This window comes from Flavobacterium piscinae, from assembly GCF_004122145.1.
GTDB lineage: Bacteria > Bacteroidota > Bacteroidia > Flavobacteriales > Flavobacteriaceae > Flavobacterium > Flavobacterium piscinae.
Map to the genome: position 1 here is coordinate 77,629 of NZ_SBKQ01000005.1, position 18,470 is coordinate 96,098.

The 18,470-nt window shown below is 32.8% G+C and carries 14 protein-coding genes; 8 read left to right on the forward strand and 6 right to left on the reverse strand.

The window, feature by feature from the left end:
• Positions 1-46 precede the first annotated feature (46 nt).
• The 6 genes from EQG68_RS05865 to EQG68_RS05890 all read right to left on the reverse strand — a co-directional run bounded on the left by EQG68_RS05865 (position 47) and on the right by EQG68_RS05890 (position 9,254).
• Positions 47-3,250 carry a type ISP restriction/modification enzyme gene (locus EQG68_RS05865; RefSeq protein ID WP_129463862.1) on the reverse strand — a complete coding sequence of 1,068 codons (3,204 nt, stop codon included), beginning with the start codon at positions 3,248-3,250 and terminating at the stop codon, positions 47-49.
• Positions 3,251-3,509: 259 nt separating this feature from the next.
• Positions 3,510-4,085 carry a hypothetical protein gene (locus tag EQG68_RS15230; protein ID WP_246011657.1) on the reverse strand — a complete coding sequence of 192 codons (576 nt, stop codon included), beginning with the start codon at positions 4,083-4,085 and terminating at the stop codon, positions 3,510-3,512.
• Positions 4,086-4,138: 53 nt separating this feature from the next.
• Positions 4,139-5,938 (reverse strand): DUF6119 family protein, encoded by a 1,800-nt coding sequence (locus EQG68_RS05875; RefSeq protein ID WP_129463863.1) that lies wholly within the window; start codon positions 5,936-5,938, stop codon positions 4,139-4,141.
• A gap of 166 nt (positions 5,939-6,104) precedes the next feature.
• A complete protein-coding gene (locus tag EQG68_RS05880) occupies positions 6,105-6,890 on the reverse strand; it encodes a hypothetical protein (protein ID WP_129463864.1) in 786 nt (261 codons plus the stop codon).
• Positions 6,891-7,111: 221 nt separating this feature from the next.
• Entirely contained in the window at positions 7,112-8,608 is a 1,497-nt protein-coding gene (locus EQG68_RS05885; RefSeq protein WP_129463865.1) for a hypothetical protein, read from the reverse strand.
• A 148-nt stretch (positions 8,609-8,756) separates the two neighbouring features.
• Positions 8,757-9,254: a hypothetical protein gene (locus tag EQG68_RS05890; protein ID WP_246011659.1), complete on the reverse strand. Its 498-nt coding sequence runs from the start codon at positions 9,252-9,254 to the stop codon at positions 8,757-8,759.
• Positions 9,255-10,057: 803 nt separating this feature from the next.
• Here EQG68_RS05890 and EQG68_RS05895 point away from each other — a divergent pair.
• From EQG68_RS05895 to EQG68_RS05930, 8 genes are all read left to right on the forward strand, one after another.
• Entirely contained in the window at positions 10,058-10,255 is a 198-nt protein-coding gene (locus EQG68_RS05895) for an SMC-Scp complex subunit ScpB (RefSeq protein WP_129463867.1), read from the forward strand.
• A 253-nt stretch (positions 10,256-10,508) separates the two neighbouring features.
• Positions 10,509-11,057 carry a Crp/Fnr family transcriptional regulator gene (locus EQG68_RS05900; RefSeq protein WP_129463868.1) on the forward strand — a complete coding sequence of 183 codons (549 nt, stop codon included), beginning with the start codon at positions 10,509-10,511 and terminating at the stop codon, positions 11,055-11,057.
• A gap of 65 nt (positions 11,058-11,122) precedes the next feature.
• On the forward strand, positions 11,123-11,485 hold the full coding sequence (locus EQG68_RS05905) for a VOC family protein (RefSeq protein WP_129463869.1): 363 nt from the start codon (positions 11,123-11,125) through the stop codon (positions 11,483-11,485).
• Positions 11,486-11,529: 44 nt separating this feature from the next.
• A complete protein-coding gene (locus tag EQG68_RS05910) occupies positions 11,530-12,444 on the forward strand; it encodes a DMP19 family protein (protein ID WP_129463870.1) in 915 nt (304 codons plus the stop codon).
• A 244-nt stretch (positions 12,445-12,688) separates the two neighbouring features.
• On the forward strand, positions 12,689-13,432 hold the full coding sequence (locus EQG68_RS05915; protein WP_129463871.1) for a c-type cytochrome: 744 nt from the start codon (positions 12,689-12,691) through the stop codon (positions 13,430-13,432).
• Between the two features lie 315 nt (positions 13,433-13,747).
• Positions 13,748-14,347, forward strand: coding sequence for a hypothetical protein (locus EQG68_RS05920; protein WP_129463872.1), 600 nt, complete (start codon positions 13,748-13,750; stop codon positions 14,345-14,347).
• 133 nt (positions 14,348-14,480) lie between these two features.
• The gene (locus EQG68_RS05925; RefSeq protein WP_129463873.1) at positions 14,481-15,053 is read left to right on the forward strand and encodes a hypothetical protein; all 573 of its coding nucleotides are present in this window, start codon (positions 14,481-14,483) and stop codon (positions 15,051-15,053) included.
• Between the two features lie 287 nt (positions 15,054-15,340).
• Positions 15,341-18,301 (forward strand): tail fiber domain-containing protein, encoded by a 2,961-nt coding sequence (locus EQG68_RS05930; protein WP_129463874.1) that lies wholly within the window; start codon positions 15,341-15,343, stop codon positions 18,299-18,301.
• The last annotated feature ends 169 nt before the right edge of the window (positions 18,302-18,470 follow it).

Consider the following 18,470-nt stretch of genomic DNA (forward strand, 5'->3'; position numbering starts at 1 on the left):
ACCTTTTTTTTTAAGAAGTAAACAACACATCACCCCATCCCAAAATTTAAACCTCCAAAACCCCATCAATCCTCCCCATAATCCCATCCGTTTCCTTCAACGCCACAATAATCTTCTGATAATGCAAAATATCCTCATAACTCAACTCACGGTCTTTGCGGTCTTTCAACCACTTTTGAGCAGGTTGATAGCCACCGATATAAAAATTCCAAGCCACTTCAGGAACATTCGCAAAATATTGCGTGTCGTTTATGTAAACTTTGCCGTCTTTATACTGTGGCTTCACCACCACATTATCCCCATCTTCCGGATACTGCGTAATAAACTTTTCAACCACCGGACTTTCCAACAAATGAATCTCCCGTAACTGACCACCCAATTCCACCAACTCAAAAAACGTTTTTTGGTCTTTCGGATAGGGCACCCTCGGAAAATCAATCTTTAAAAACTCTTTGTATTTCTCTCGGTAGTTGGGCGAATGCAACACCGCATAGATATAATCCAAAATATCAATTGGAGCCATCAACCCTCGAAGGGTTTCAAGGCCATCTTTCTCCGCAACAAACTTCAACCCCAATCCCTCAGCCATTTTACTCACAATTTCCATATTCAAATTAGGCACCCGCTCGGCTTGTTCCGAAAAAGCATCTTGCTGACCGGTGGTGTCGGGGTATAGGTAAAGGGGAAATTGAGATGGTATTCCTTTGTAGCTAAAATGATACCTATTATCAACCATATTATTTGTTACTTGGATATTATTCCAATATTCATCTGTTGTTTGTCTTGCTAAAACTAAGCTAGGATTGTTTTCTTTTAATACATGTTTCATATATTTTTCTCGACCCCAATCAACCATCTCAGGTGTGTAATAAATATATCTTGTATCAAAAGGTCTATAATCAATTTTTTTTATAATTATCTGATGATCAAAATGTTCAATTTTTTTCCTCGCTGAGATTAATGACCAACCTCTAGAATCGCCAGCTAAATATTTTCCTGATTTTTTATTACCAAAATATAAGTTTCTTACATAATCATCATTGAAAAAGCTGTTACTAAAATTTTTCATTCTTTCAATAAGCTTATCTTTTGACATATCAATAACTAAACTATCTCGAGCTGTAACTATTCCAGTCACGTTTAATGGTAAAATATCATCTATTCTAAAACCTTTTTCATAATCTTTTTTTCCATCATCGTTCTTTTGAATAAAAAACATATAAGGTTTTTCTGGAATTAACTTATTGAAAGAAATTGATGTCAATGAATTTTGAATTAAAAAATCATACTTTAATTCTCGTTTGCCATAAATATCATAATGGTATACTTGTCCTAATTCATCTTTCTTTTTCTTACCAGTTTTAATAAATAAATTTATTGAAACACCTTGCTGAATATCAAAAACATTTACATCTGTAGAACCATCAGGTGCAGTTTCTTTTTTCTTACTGTTTCCATGCAAATCGATGGTATATATTTTATCAAAACTTTGCATCAAATGCCATCGCATTCCTCTAAAAGTAGGATTATCTAAAAAACCATGTGGATTAATATAAGCTAAAATTCCACTTCCGTTTTTATCAATAAAATGTTGTCCAAAACGTATAAACTTAACATAGTCATCATTCAACCAATGTTTACGTTCTTTAAAATGTTCTCCATCAACATATTTATAATCTTCAATTAAATCTGAAATCCATTTTCCATTATTGGAAGAAATTCCACTATAAGGCGGATTCCCCATCACCACCATCACCGGAGCATCGCGTTTTATCGCATTAGCTTGGTCGGCTTCATCACTCAACCAACTACTAAACAGAGTGGCCGTATCGGGGTGAGCTTCTTCCAAACTATTTGTCAAAAAGATACGAAAACGTTGATCGTCTGTGGGTTTATATCCCGTTTCCGTCAGCAACATATCCATTTTCAAATGAGCCATCGCATAACTCGCCATCAACAACTCAAAACCATTCAATCGGGGTATCAAATCGTTGGTAACATACTTGCTCCAAATACCTTGTTGCCCTTCAAACTTCTGATAAATGTGTTTCACCACTTCCGCCAAAAACGTTCCCGTTCCCGTGGCAGGGTCAAGAATTTGTACTTTGTGAACCTCTACTTCGGTTTCCACTTCTTTAATCTTCGAGTTGGCTCCCGTGCCGGTTTGCGTTACCGCTTTTTTCTTAATTTTAATCTTACTCGTATCCGCCAAACCTTGCGATAAACCAAATTCGGTTTTTAAAATGTCATCTACGGCACGCACAATAAAATTCACCACCGGTTGGGGTGTGTACCAAACCCCACGAGCTTTTCGCAACGCCGGATTATAAGCCGCCAAAAACGTTTCATAAAAATGCACCACCGGGTCTTCCTGCTTGGTGCTTTTACCAAAGTTTTTCATAATCTCCGCCACATCCGTCGCTAAGAAAATTGAAACCAATTCATCCACTATCCACACCAATCGGTCATCCAAATCATAACCGGCAATATCCTGAAACAGTTTCCGCAAAAACGGGTTACTCTTCGGTATCAAAGTCGCCGCTTCTTCCCGTGAAAAAGTAGGCAAAGTAGGGTCGTGATACCGTGCAGCAAACATACCATACGCAATGGTTTGGGCATAAATATCCGCAAATGCTTTGTTATCAATATCATGAATCAACATCTGCTGAAAAGACAACATTTGTTGCTTCAAGGCCGAGCGAGTTAAATTCACATCATCCTTTGCCAGCGATTGCTCAATCACACTAGCCATTAACTTGGCTTTTCCCGCCATCATTTCCGCCAATTTCGTAGGCGATTTTATCGTTTGCGAAACCACCGCCACAAAATTCTGAATCAACCCCACAAACGTTTCAAAATGCTCTTCCTTCGGAACAATTACCCCATGTTCCAACGAAGCAATCGCCACCGAAGTCACAAAATTCCCATCTTTATAAAAATGGAAATCCATATAATCGGTAAAAATCAAATTGCTCAAACCGGCTTTGTAGCGGTCAAATTGTTCTTTGAGGGTTTTGCTTTTCAAGTCCACCCCAATATCCTTCGCCTCAATATAACCCACCGGAATATCTTTGCGACTCAACATATAGTCCGGTGCTCCACATTCACTGCGTGCGGGTTCATTCGTCACCAAAATATCCGGCAACAAATGCGTTAACAACACTTGCAAATCACTGCGATAACTGTGCTCTCGGGCTTTTCCGGTTTGGTATAATGTGTTTAGGTTGGATACGTAGTGGTGTAGGGTCATGGCTCAAAAATTACATGCTCAAATATAAAGGATTCTGGGGAGATGGGGAGGGGTTGGGTATTGAATTGTGAATGTTTTTTAGGTGATGGTTTTGGGAAAAAGTTTGGTTTTATTTTTTGATATTGATTTTTATAATTTATTTGCATTATTGATTTTCAATATTTTATTTTTGATGAAACGGAATAATTTATTTATAATGGCTATTTTATAACTTACAAAATCTCAAAATTTTTGTGAAGTTAAATGAAAACTTGAATTTTTAACTAATCATTTTAGTAAAATGCTCATAGCCTTCACTTAAATTACTATAAATTTCTTGAACAACTGTTTTTTCTAAAGCATTTTCAATTGTCAAATCTATTAGTTTACCTTTTAATAATTGGAACCAAGTTTTTTTTCCTAGATTAAAATGATTTTTTAATTCTTCAATCTCATCAAAAATAATTTGTTGTCCAAACCCTTGTTTTTCAAGTTTTTCAATAATTTGATTTAACTTTAAATGTAAACTTGATTCTTCGTTTATTGAAAATTCTTCATCACTTTTAGGTTCAAAATAATAATATTTTTTAATACTATCAATTTCTTGGTCGATAGCAAAAATTGCTAAGTTTCTCTGTTCTTCATAGCCACAACCAATACATCCTCTACTTATATGATCTTTTATATCCTCCAATGAAGTGTTTTTTAAGGTTTTTAAAAAATCTAATTTATCTCTTTCTCGATTAAAATAATATAGTTTGTTGTCTAATTTAGATTTAATGTTTTCCAATGTATTTACTCCATTTAAAAAATCATATTCATAAAAATCTTTTGCTTCTTTTTCTACGATATTCATAATAAATTCGTTTAAACTTGAAATTTAATTAAGTCATTTATATTATATAGGTCTCACATTTGATGATTTTGTCTCCGGATTTGGTAAGTGAGTAAATCATAATAATTTGCTCTCATATCACTTGAACATTGGATTAGAGAGAAACGTGCAATATTTGAATCAAATTTGTCTATATTTTCTTCAACCAACAAATCTTTAGTCAAATGCGAAGTAAAAGCTAAAACATAGGTTATTTTTTTATTAAATAACATTTTAAATTCTTCCAGAGACATATTTTTTATACGTCCTTTTTTATTCATAAGTTTATTGTAAATAATATCCAATGTAGATTTATTTTCTGTTGCTAAGACCTCTTTTAACCTTCTTGCTGAAATTGTTATTTGGTTTGTTAATTCCCTCATATTAGAAGCAAAACCGTATTTGACATGTATTAAATAAATATTACTATCATCATATTTTAGAATATCACACAGTTCTAATCCATCTGCAATTATAGTATCAATAACAATATAATTTGAAAGTTTTTTGTATTCTAAATTGTATTTCTTTTCAGTTTTTATAATAAGTTTATCCCAAGGTATAGGTAGTAGATTTAGGGGTGCTGGATAGGTTTTTAAAATATGGCTTGTATTAACTTTTAAATCTTGTATGAATGAGTCTCTCAGTATATACCATTTTGTATCAACAAGGAAAACAGGTCTTCCTTGAACTGGAAATTCTGTTGAAATATGATATAAAAAGCTAGATGCAATAGTACTTTTTCTCTTGTTTTCATTTCGATAGCATAGAACCCTTACTCCTTGAAGAAATACTTTAAAATTAAAAAGGTCATTTTCGCCATATATTTCAACAGCTCTGGTTAGAACTACATTATATATATCATCTTTATCATAAACAGTTTTGAAAGTGGTATATTGTTTTTCTCCAATTCTTTCTTTCAATACATAATAATCAGCCTCATAGAATAATTCAATGTTGTTTGGATTTGTAAAATCATATTCAAATTTATTATGAGGACTTAAGTTTTTATTATTTAAATTGCCAATATCATTATACATTCTTTGAATTAATTCAGGTTTGCAAAAATTTTCTATAAAATTACTATCAGTAACTTCTTCATAAGAACTTAAATAGTCAGATTTCTCAAGTTCAGATATTATTCCAAGTTCTTTAATTATTTTATGAAGGTTATTAAAATCAACATTTTTCTTAATTTTAAATGCTTTTCCTACATATATTTGTATTCTATCAGTTTGTTTATTTTTTAAAAAATTAAAATGAAGGTTACTTATTTCAGGACTTAATTTTAAGTGTATTTCTTGGGGGACCTTTCCAAAACGTATAAAATCAATTATTCGAAACACTCCTCTATATTGTTTATTTTCACCGGCTACTGTACCTGTTATACCCCGTGATCTTATAGATGCAAGTTCATCCATTTCTGGTTTCATAATTCTGGAGTAAGTATCTAAACCAAATGAATGATCTATAAACGGCAAAATAATTTGATAAGAATTACCACCTATAACACAAAATATTTCTTCTCTGTCAGTTTCAATAAATAAGATTAATGAAAGTTTTTGTTGTGTAAAATCAGTTGGATTATTTGCTAATTCACTTGGTAAAAATTCTTGCCAATCTGAAACAACTTCATCTGAATTAAATAAATACAAAAAGTAATGAAAATTCTCTTTGGTAAAAGTTTTTAAATCTTCTGCTTTGAAGTTTGACTTAAGTCCTGTTAAGGAATTATACGAATTTATAATTTTTGTTAATATTAAAGTTGTATTTAATAGATTTTTTAAATCATTGTGTTTTTTATTAATTCTATATATTTTAGGATTTTGTGTCATATCATTTTTTTGATTCCTAGTATTTGAAAGTCTTCACATGAATGGAATTAGTTCGGTTTATGAGTTTACAATACGTTTAACTAAAGCAATTGCCACATTAAAAGTCTTTAACTTAAATTTACCAATGTCTCTTAAAATAAACACAATCTTTTTATTGCAATTATATTTATTTTCTTTTTTTAAGTTTTAATTTCATTGTCCCGTTTTTATTATCAACTTCAAATTTCACTTCGTCATAGTCCTTAATTATTTTTTTAAAATTATCTGGAAGTTTTGGGATGATTAATTTTTTACCCTCTCTAGGCTGTTTGTTAAATAGTGCTTGAAGGTAGTCAAATGAAAGAAGTGTTATATCTTTAAGAAGGTCATGATTTTGTAGTCCCCAAATTATAAGGAATTTAATTTCGTATTCAAGACTATTCTCAGTGGTAGCTAGTCCAATTTCAGAAATTTTGTTTTCCGATTCTGAATTTAACCAATCATTAAAGTCTTCTAAATTAAATTCTCTATTTTCAAATTGTTTAAAATCAGATAATTCAGATATAATTTTACTTTGAAAATCTTTTCTTAAATATCTATATGTAAAATGTCTTCTAATTAAATAAAATTCTTCAAATAGGTAAATTAACTCCTCAAAATAAGGGTCATTTAATTTTTCATTAATACGATACCTAATTTTTCGGAAACGTTCAAAAATTATTTCTTCATATCTTTTATCATATGGAATGAAACTGTTAAAAGCAGCTTTAGCAAAAAATTGATTTTTTTCATATTGGTTTGCATAAAATGAATACTTTAAGCTTTCAAACTTTTTGTTGCTTTCAGATTTGACAATGTCAAGGTTTGCTAGACCTATCGCAGCGTTTACTAAAGATAGAATCTGTTGTGATTCGGTTGTGGTTACAGAGTCTCTGTCAAAAAATATGTTTAGTTGTCCTTTTTCTGGTTTCATTATATTGTCTTTATATCAATGTATCCAATAAGTTAGCATTTTTACATTCTCAAACGTTTATATATAAAAGTTATACCCGCCCCAAAAGGCAATTAGTCATTCTCCCGTTAAAAACTATGGTATTTGTATTCGGAAATCCAAATCTAAAAAATTAAATCTAGATTTCCTACAAAAGAATACAAGTTTTCAAAAACAAAGTATAGCTTCAAATAAAGTACATCTTACGCACTCAACTTCCCTTTCAATTTATCCAAATGTTGCCCTAATTTTTCCGGTTCCCAATACTCAGTTTTCAAATGCGGAGCATGTCCAACATAGCGGGTGAGTTCTTCAGTCATAATCCGTTGCAAGATATGCTCGTTCCCAACAGTGGTAACCAAACTGTCATGTATAGTAAACAAGGGCATTTTCGGGTGTTCCTTACTAATGCGTTTGGCAATAATTTCAATCACCAAATAACTTTCAATGTTTTGCAATAAAATAGGGAGTAGTTCTTTATATACCCTTTTAATAGCAGCTAAAACTTGATATACATCTTCAAACTCTTGTTTAAACATTAACTTAGGTTTTGCTTTGGGATGAGCTAAAAAACGGTTATCAGAAAAAAAGGCTTGCAAAACAGCAACCTTTGCATCATCTCGGGTTATAGTATAGAGCTTATAATGCTCTTGAAAACGAAGCAATAAATAATCATACAATTTACCTTTACAAACTTTATCTCTGTAAATAGTAAATTCTTCCTCATCCATTGTATTTATTAGCTTGAGCATACTTTCTACTAACATAATGATAGAAGTTATAGATATATCATTCTTTAATCCTTTATTAATTCTTCTATCTATTTCTTTAATAAATTTATATAAAAACAAGCGAGAATAGTCATGCGGCTCGCTATTTTTTTTGCACTTTTTTTGCTTTTCAGCTAAAATTTGGTAAAATCGCTCCCAAAAATGTACGTCCAAAAGCAATAACGACAAATAAGGCTGACTATTCGAAATATCTACCGCTACCAGTTGCTTTCCGTCATACGTAAGGGCGTTTCGAATAATACCCCTCATATTCGTTAAACTAGTATGATAACGATAAACTAAACCATCAACCTTAAACCGAAATTGACCGCTATGCAAAAATTGAGCAGATAACTTTGAATACTCATACTGCTGATAAGGACATTTATGTTTATTTTTCACAAATGAATAATCACGTAAGTTCACAAAATTTTCTTTAAAGAAAAATTCTTCCTTCAAAAAGTCTTGTACCAAATCATAATCAATTTTTAAGTTGGGGTTAAACCATCTATTCAAATAATCATAATTTTTATTGTCTGTTTTTTGCTTTCTTTGGTATTCCTTTAGCTTTCTTATTAAACAAACATCTATCAATTCATAAGTACCGCTCAAATCCCGATAAGGTACCGTAAATCGATAGTGCTTACAATACACGCCACTCAAATAATTTTTATCGGTATTAACCTCAATAATTCCCCTTTCAATCGCATAATTAATGTGCGGTTTATAATTATCAACCAAACCCTCTAAAATCTTAGAGGACAAAGGCACATAATCGTCATGTAATTTGATATTTTTATTATAAACCGGAATCGTAGCAATCGCATGCAGAATATAAGCAAGCTTATCGGTTTTATACGCAGGAAATTGGGGCGGAAACTGCTTTTCTATGGCTTTTAAATCCAACCCCTTCGGTAAGATGAGGGTCATACAATATGGCTTTTATTTTTTGTTAAAATTAAATAATCTTTAAAAAACCAAAAGAATAAAATTACTGGAAGTTATCAACTAAAAATTGTTAAAAAAACTCCCAAAACATAACGTCTGGGAGTTTACAGTAGCAAGGGGCAAAAAGGGCTTATTGAACCGCTACAATGTTCAATACGTTAAACGCTCCATTATTCAACGGATACTGTACAGCATTCACCTCTTGAAAAAATTCAATCAGTAAAAAATAAAACTGGATACCGCTTCCCGCAGGAACACCACTCGGGGTCAAGGTTTGGGTAGCAATACCGCTGTTGGTAGGCAAATTAACCACATCGCTGTACGTAATGGCATACTCGGCAGTACCAAAATCCAAATTCAAAAAAGCACTTTGCAACGAAAAATGCGTCGCTCCCTGTGGAGTACGTAACTGTTGCAAAGGATTAAAATCCGCAATCGTAATCGCTCCCGTAGCAGTATCAACCTCATAAGGAGCATACAATACCGCAGGCAAAACCGCACGCTGATTAAAATCAAACCCTCTCAAATACTGCTTGCCGTCTTCACTCTGAATACCTTCCGAAACCGTGCGTTCACCCCTCGCACTCGCCGTATCAGCATTCTTAATGCCCGACATAACCTTCAACATACGACTCGACAACTTGCTGTCCTTGGCCTTAAAAACCAACTGACCCGCTGCCATGCGTAATAACTTACCCGCCTGAGCACTGTGCCCAAACTCTACACCGTTTTCACGGGTTCTCACAAACGCCGGATCATTCAAAATTCGATTCCGACTAACGCCCCCTTTCGTGCGTACCATGTGCCCATCAGCACTCTTGTAAAACGTCAGATTTTCCAACGTTCCCTCAATCTTGAGGATACCATTTGACTTGGCCATAATTAAAAAAATTAAAATTATAAATCAAAGATATAACATGCTGATATTCAATCCAAAAACCCCATACACTTCCTGCGTTAATTTACATAAATAAGCATAAAAATACATTGTATGTTCACTTTTTTTTTGATATATTTGAAGTATAATTTTAACACGAATAAAAACAAAATAAAATAATCCAAAAATCGAATAATCAAATACTCATATAATCCAAAAAACGAATAATCGAATAATCTAAAAAAAAGATAAAGGGAAGATGAAGGGAACATAAAGGGAAGATAAAGGGAACATAGTGGGAATAAAATCAAACCAAAAAAATTAAAAAACTAAAAATAATTGAATTGAAAAAAATATAAAACACAATCTATATCCGTCCAGTCCCCCCTCTCCTTTGGAGAGGAGTCGGGGGTGAGGAAAAAAAACCAATCTCAATTCTAATTCAATCAAAAAATAACAAATAGTAAAAAAAGTAAAACACAAACCTTAAACGTCCAGTCCCCCCTCTCCTTTGGAGAGGGGTCGGGGGTGAGGATACTAAAAGCCACAAAAAAATGAGAAGAAAAACAAGAGTTAGTGTAACAACCGAAGACATACAATTCATCACCGGTAAAAGCAAACGTTACGCTCAAAACCTAATCGCAAAAATGAAAGAACACTACAACAAAGAAAAATACCAACTCATCACCTTTCAAGAGTTTTGTGATTACATAGGCATCAAATACAGCGAAATCGAACACTTGATTCATTAAACGTTTGACTTTATTAACTTCTATGAACGCTATAATCCAGAGTCTTCAATGCCACCACCCTACCCGGCAATAACCATAAAAACCATCCGGTTGTAGGACATGTTGGATTTTTTTTTTAGATTTGGGTTGGTGGGGAGAGGTAGTTGGGGTTTTGGAGTTTGGGGAGATTAGGTGGATTTTTTAAAAGTTATATAAACATGAATATATTTAGTAGTTAGCGGTCATTTTAAAACAAAATCTTCGGAACAGAATTATGACAAATGAGGACATTTTAAACGGAATTGGAAAATTTTCGGAATTGGATTGTGAACTTTTTGAAAAATATTCCACAAGGCAAAAACTGAATAAAGATGAGTTCATATTAAAACAAGGTGAAATATGTAATTCTTTACACTTTGTTATAGAAGGTTCGTTTATACAATATCAAATTAAGGATGTAGATGAAAAGATTATTGACCTGCATATGAGCAATGAATGGATGTTCAATCAAGACAGTCTAACTGAACAAATACCATCGAAAACCAACATTAGAGCCTATTCAAATTCCGAAATACTCACTTTATCGCTAAACGGATTTCATTTTCTGTGTTCAAAATCACAAACGTTCTTACAGTTTGCAAAAATTCTTAATCAAGATAAACACAGAACTTCACTTTTTGACAGTTCTCTAAATCCTCTGGAAAAGTATGAATTCATTAATAAAATTAGACCAAAGCTAACTAATACCTTTCCTTTAAAGCTTATAGCTTCCTATCTTAAATTAGCACCTGAAACATTAAGCAGAGTTCGAGCGACTTCTTAGATTTCTTGATTTCAATCAAGTGCTTTTTTAAAAATTATTCTCGACCTTTACCAAAAAAAATATTTATGAATTTTTCCAAGTTAGTACCAAGTATATTTTATCAAGATATTTCAGATGGACTTAAACTTTTCGTTGACTGTCTGCAATTCAAAATTGAACATAAAGATTTAAACTGTTCGCAACCATACTGTGTATTGGAAAAAGACGGAATTTCAATTATAATCTTTCAAGACGAGAAGTTAGCGAAAGAACATTATCCAGAATTAAGAATCGTCACTAAAAATATTGAAGAAGTATATAACACAATTGCTGAATCACATCCTCAACTACTTCATCCGAACCTCAATAAAGTAACTATAAGACCTTGGGGTGCAAAGGAATTCGCGATTTTAGACAAGCAAGTCGGAATAAGATTTCAAGAATGGTAAAAAAAACGAACCCCGATACGCAAAGTGTTCAGCATAAATAACCTATGAAACGCTCCGCAAAGTCTCCCGACTTTGCGGCAATTTTAAGAGAACAACCTGCCACCACCTTACCCGGCAATAACCATAAAAACCATCCGGTTGTAGGACATGTTGGATTTTTTTTTAGATTTGGGTTGGTGGGGAGATTGGGTGGGGTTTTTAAAAGTTATATAAACATAAATATATTTATTAGTTGCAAACATTTAACCAAATCAATGAAAACAGGAATAATCTTAATAGTAATCATTCTAATAATAATTGGAATTTATTGGTTTCGTAGTAAATCGAAAGTGTATGAAAAAGCACCAATCGATTTTGTTATGCTCGAATCGAAAACCGAATCAACTGATTACCTTCCAATCGTTGATAAAAACTGGCTGAAAGAAATTGAACTAAAATACGCTGGAAAGGAATGGAAAACTTATCCAAACGAACATACTGACCAATCAGAAAAATTATGCAACGATGTCTACAGACCTTGGAAAGGAGAAATTACTCATTCAGAGTTTTTAAACAAGATGACTAAAGAACAAAGAATGTATTTTGCGTTGATTAATTTTGAATCTCAAACTAATAATGGCGGAGTTTACCAGTTTTTATTTAATAACTCTGAATTATCATTAATAACACTCGAAGCAATGAAAGCAGCAAAAATGGATAAATTGGCTGCCGATTATGAAAAAGTCCTACACGAGTATTTTGGAAAATTTGAGACAATTCAAGATCTAAATAAACAATTTCAAGACGATAGTAAAAAATGGGATAAACGTTGGAATTCATTTGCAGAAGGTTACAAAGAATTAGAATCAACATTTGAAATTGAAAACTACTTTTATGATGAGGATTATGTAAAAGAATTTCAAGCAAAAATGGTGGAATTTGTAAAAAGTAATAGGAATGGACTAATGAAAATTGAATGAAAAAATGTCTAATAAAATTTGGTTTAGAAGATAGTACCTCCCGACTTTGCGGCAATTTTAAGAGAACAACCTGCCACCACCCTACTCGGCAATAACCATAAAAACAATCCGGTTGTAGGACATGTTGGATTTTTTTTTAGATTTGGGTTGGTGAGGAGAGGTAGTGATGGTTTTGGGTGTGGGGTGATTGGGTTGGGTTTTTAGAAAGTTATAAGGAGTTAATAAATTGGCCGTTATTTAAGAAATGAATAAATTGACAATCTATTTTGGAATAATTTTATTGCTTTTAATAAGCATATTCTACTTATATAGTTCAAATGCTCAACAATCCAATAATAATTTTAATTTTGGTGATTTCTACATTTATATACCGGAGAATTGGGAAAAAATTGAGCATATAGGAATAGACAGTTATGTTGGCGGAATTACAAATGGGACTGACTCATTGACTTTTGACTATGGTTGGTATTCTTATGATTTGAGTTATGAGAATGGAGAAAAGCAACTTTTTGCTACAGACACAATCAATGGAAAAATTGCCTTAATAACAAAACCCAAAAAAGTTGGTTACGGAACAATCGGACTTTACATTGAGAATGCATACAAGAAAAACCATTTCAATCTTTTAGGAAATAACATTTCGGATGAAAAAACTGTGTTTGAAATTTTTAAATCAATAAAATTTAAAGACAGCGACACAACTTCAAATTCTAAAACAATCGAATTTTCTGAAAAAATAACTCCTTATTCTGGTAGGAGTTTATTTTATACAAACTGTGCTGCTTGTCATCATAAAAACAAAATTATGACCGGACCAGCCTTTAGTGGAATAAATGAATTGAAGTTTAAAAAATGGATTCTTGATTCAACGGAAATGACCAAAATAGACACAACAGAATTTGGCATTAGTTACCACAGAAAAACTTTCGGAAAACTATTAACCGAAAATGAAATCGAAAAACTGATTGAATACAGTAAATCGGAATAAAAATAATGATGTCAACCCCTGTAACCAGCTAAGCAAAGCATTCACCACAACTATCCTATGAAACGCTCCGCACCCGAGCGAAGCGAACAGACGTAGTAAACGTTTCCCGACTTTGCGGCAATTTTATGAGAACAAGCTGCCAATACCCTACCCAGCAATAACCATAAAAACAATGCGGTTGTAGGACATGTTGGATTATTTTTTTAGATTTGGGTTGGTGGGGAGAGGTAGTTGGGGTTTATGGGTCTAGAGTGATTGGGTGTATTTTTTAGAGAAGTTGAAAAAAGCTGAATATATTTATAAGTTGCCATTAATATGAATAAAATTCTTGTCTACATATTGATCCTGATTCCAATATTAGTTTTTTCACAGAAACGAACCATCCCGAAAATTGATTGGCAAATCGAAACTGAAACTGAAAACAATTACGTGGATTTTCTGAAGTTAAAAGATAGAAATTCACTGATAATAAAAATAGCTTATTCATCATATTGGACAAAAGCACAGGTTTCAGAATTTATTGTTTTTCAAAATAACGGAAAAGTATTGAGATTCAATGTTTATCAGCCAAATTCGAGTGAATTGAAAACAAAAATAAAAAGGAAAAGAATTAGTAAAAAAGAATATAAATTTTATTGGAATCACCTAAACAATATTATTCATGGAAAAAAGTATATAATTGATAAATCCAAATTGAATATTACTTCAAAATCAAATGGAGATGGAACGAGTTCTGTGATTTCTGTTTCTGATGGTACAAATTATAGTTTTTGGATGTTTCAAGGAAAAAATTATTTAGCATATGGAAGTTATTCGCCCTTATCTTTTATCGATAGCGAATTTCCGGGATGGGAAGAAAGAAAAAAACTAGTTGAATTAATGAATGGATTTGAAAAATTAACAAAAAAATACTAATAGCAACTATAGCTAAAAGTAATTACTTTTACTGATCAATTATAAAAATTCTTACTGGAATTACAATTTTCAATACTTGTATCGTAAAAACTAAACCTAACTACTATTCACTGACAAGAAAAGTAGTAAACATATGAGAAATAAAAATTTTAACATATTAATTTTAGTATTTTCAACTTTAATTTTTGGTTGTGAACAAAAAGTTGAACCGGAAAAATCTGCGTTTAAAGTTGCTCAAGATTATGCTTCGTTTAAAACTAAAATGGAAAATAACGATACACTGAATATCGGGGTCACTTTGTCTATTTGTATGTGGAGTGAATATGACCTTTTACAAATCACAAAAAATAATGATAGTGTATTTCTTCAATTATTGGAAAAACGGGTAATGGATGAAAAACCTGTTCATTTTAATAAAGTTCTTTATGAATTACATAACGACACGCTGAATTTAGAAAAAATGATGGCTGATTTTGATATTAATTATCAAGATGAAATAAGCAGTCCCTTTTTTATAATCGTTAATCCAAAAGAAAAAGACACGATTCGATTACGAACAAAAGGACTGAGTAATCGCGGATTCAATATTGAACGTTATCAAAAGATTATGTATGAGTTGTATCCTAAAGAAATGGAAAAATATAAACTTGAATATATGGTTCCTCCACCACAACCGATTGAAATCGAAGAACATGAAATGGAATAAATACGTTTGCTAATAATTTATAGGTGTTATCCATAGTCTCCCGCACGCCTAATGTCTGTAACTTCCCCGTTCTGTGAATGTCTTTGACTTTGACTCATCATTAAATAAAACTACCACCAATTCGCAAATCAACCCTTATAAGTGAGACTTTGTAATGAAATCAACCTAACTTCCCTACTCTAATCGTTTCAATGCCAAATAGTTGGTTTTAATAAAAAAAATTCGTTTTTTTTATAGAGTATTTCTTATTTTCAGAAAAATAAATATATTTATCCAAATTTTATTCTATGAAAAAAATAAGTATACTATTTTTGGTATTAGTATTTAATTTAACCTTTTCACAGGTTGGTATTGGAACAACTTCCCCACAAGCTCAGCTGGACATTCGGTCTTCAAACCTGTCAAATCCTGCCAATAACGACGGAATTTTGATTCCAAAAATGGATGAATTTCCCGCCACAAATCCCACAGCATCACAAGACGGAATGATGGTTTTTGCAACGGGAAACGGGAGTGTAACAAAAGGTTTTTATTATTGGGACAATACTGCCGGTGATTGGATCCCTGTGATTTCCGGTAACACCCCTGATCACGATTGGTATGAACAAAGCACTACCGTTGCCCCTGATAATATAAATGATAACATTTACCACATGGGAAGAGTTGGTATTGGTCAAAACACCGCCAACGCAGTAGTCGACATTTATACAACTTCTAATGCATTTCCTACCTTAAGAGCACAAAAAACAACGGGTCCTACCACGGGTTTAAGCGTTGGTATTGATCATACACTCTACACGGAAAATAGTAATGGTGATCATTATGGTTTTAGAAATTATTTAGTTCATCCGGTTACCTCTTTTCAAACCTATGGTTTTTATAACCGAATTTCGGGTGTAGGCCCCAACACAGGGTATCATAATTATTTTGAAACCCTAGGTGGTGGTGATCAAATTGGTTTTAGAAATTATGGTTTTAATACATTGACCGGATCCAATCATGACACGTATGGGTTAAGAAATAATTTTACGGACAATTCACAAGGTGATTTATTTGGATTAGATAATTATTTGGTTAAAAATTCAACTAGTGGTTCTATTATTGGAATAAACAGTATTATTGCCAGTAATAGAGACGTTACCGGGGTATATAATGGTTTTAATTCGTCCGGAGGAGCTACAGTCTTTGGTTTCCGTTCCAGGTTTGACGGAAACGGGAATGGCCCTATTTATGGAACTTATAATTCAATTTTTAATACAGGTAGTGGTCCAAAATATATAAATTTTGGTGAAGTTTTTAATACAACTCCGGCGGATGTTTATGGCGATTATTTAAATATCAGCAGTAATTCTACCGGAGCAAGATATGGATCCTACCATCTGATAAGCGGCATAAACGGGAATAATGTTTACGGGAATTACAATCGTTTATTGAATAATGGTTCGGGTGAAAAAATCGGTCTTTATAATGAAATAACAGGAACCGGTTATAGTTCATTTAATGGAACATTAAATGCTATCAATGCCGGTAATCAAACAACCAATATTTATGGTACAAGAAATTTAATTTCGGGCTTTGGAGATAATGTAGGTATAGAAAATAGTGTTTCTAATAACTCCTCAAACTCTTTCACTCAGGTTGGTGTACAAAACACGCTATACGGTACAAATAATGGGATTAATGTTGCCATTTGGAATACATTAAATTCAACCGGAAATGGTGGACATGTTGGAGTTTCAAACAATATTTCAGGTTCAGGAACGGGAATAAAACAAGGAATAAGAAATAATTTTTCTTCAACGTCTTTTGGAGAAAAATATGGTTTATTCAATTATTTTGCCAGTACCACCAACACCTTAAATACAGGAATACGAAATGAGTTTATAAGTAATAATAATAATAACCAATACGGCATTTACAATCAGTTTAACTCTAGTTTTGGACCTACATATGGTGAATACAGTTTATTTAATGGTGCCGGAAACAGTGTTCGTTATGGAACTTATTTGAATTTCTTAGGAAGTGGTAATGGGGATTGGGTTGGATATTCCGCCAATTTTGATAATATAACAACCTCTTCAACAACCGGAAACAAATATGGAGTTGCTGTTAATATCCCGCTAGGTGTTGGCGGTGGAAATCATTTTGGTATTTATTCTCATGCCGGAAACTTAACCAACGGTTATGCCGGTTACTTTTCGGGCAGGGTTTCTATTGGTGATACAACTTTAAATACAGATCATTATATTCTTCCTTTGACCCGAGGTACGGCAGGACAAGTGATGCAAACTGATGGTGCCGGGAATGTAAATTGGGTTAATCCCAGCAGCTTAGATGATGGCGATTGGTCTGTTAACGGCAACAATGTGTATAAAAACAACGGATATGTTTCTATTGGTGATTCTACAAATCCTCATCCTCTTTATGTTTATGATAATAATGGTAATTCAATTTACGCTACCAGTATTTCAAGAAACTTTTCAGGAACATCTCAAACCAGAACGTTGAATTTATTTTGTTTAAATAATTCTACTTCTTCTTCCCTTAGTTATGGAGTTTATAATTCTGTTTTAAAACCTACTTCTACGCTCAATACAGGTGATGTAATTGCTGACTTTAACACCGGATCAAATTATTATAATGGTACCAGTTTAAGTAGAAGTTATGGCAGTTATAATACATCCTATAAATACAATGGTACAAACGGAATTTCATACGGAAGTTATAATTATGCCTATAATCAATCAGGAACCGGTTCGTATGGCCTTTATGCTTCCTTTGGAGGGGGAACAACAAGTTATGCCGGTTTTTTTGCCGGTAACGTTTACACTACCGGTACCTATTTACCCTCTGCGTCGATATTAAAATACAATGTAAAAGAAGCCAACACTTCGCTACCTAAATTATCAGCTTTAAAAGTAAAAGAATACCAATATAAAACCGAAGAACTCCCTTTTATGAATTTACCCAAAGGCAATCAAACCGGTTTTATTGCGGAAGAAATGGAACTTCTGTTTCCGGAATTAGTCACCAAAGCCATTCATCCGGAATCAGATGATGAGTTAGTCAAAAAAGGGTTAGAAATACCTCATGATAATATTGAATATAAAGCGGTGAACTATACCGGTTTAGTCCCTCATTTAGTTAAGGCTATTCAAGAACAACAAACAGAAATTGAAAAGCTAAAAGAGGATAATAAAGCACTCAAAGAAAAAATTGATTATATACTGAATAAAATCAATCAATAAAAGAAGTCTTACTCTTCTTCTCTCGAAAGGTTAAACCAGAAAGCCAACCAATTCTGCTGAATACGGAAAAGCAAATGCTTCGTAGTCGTTGGTAGCCCGCTCGGCGAATGTCTGTGACTTCGCCGCAACATGGTAAAAAAACCCAGCTAAGCAAAGTGTTCAGCATAAA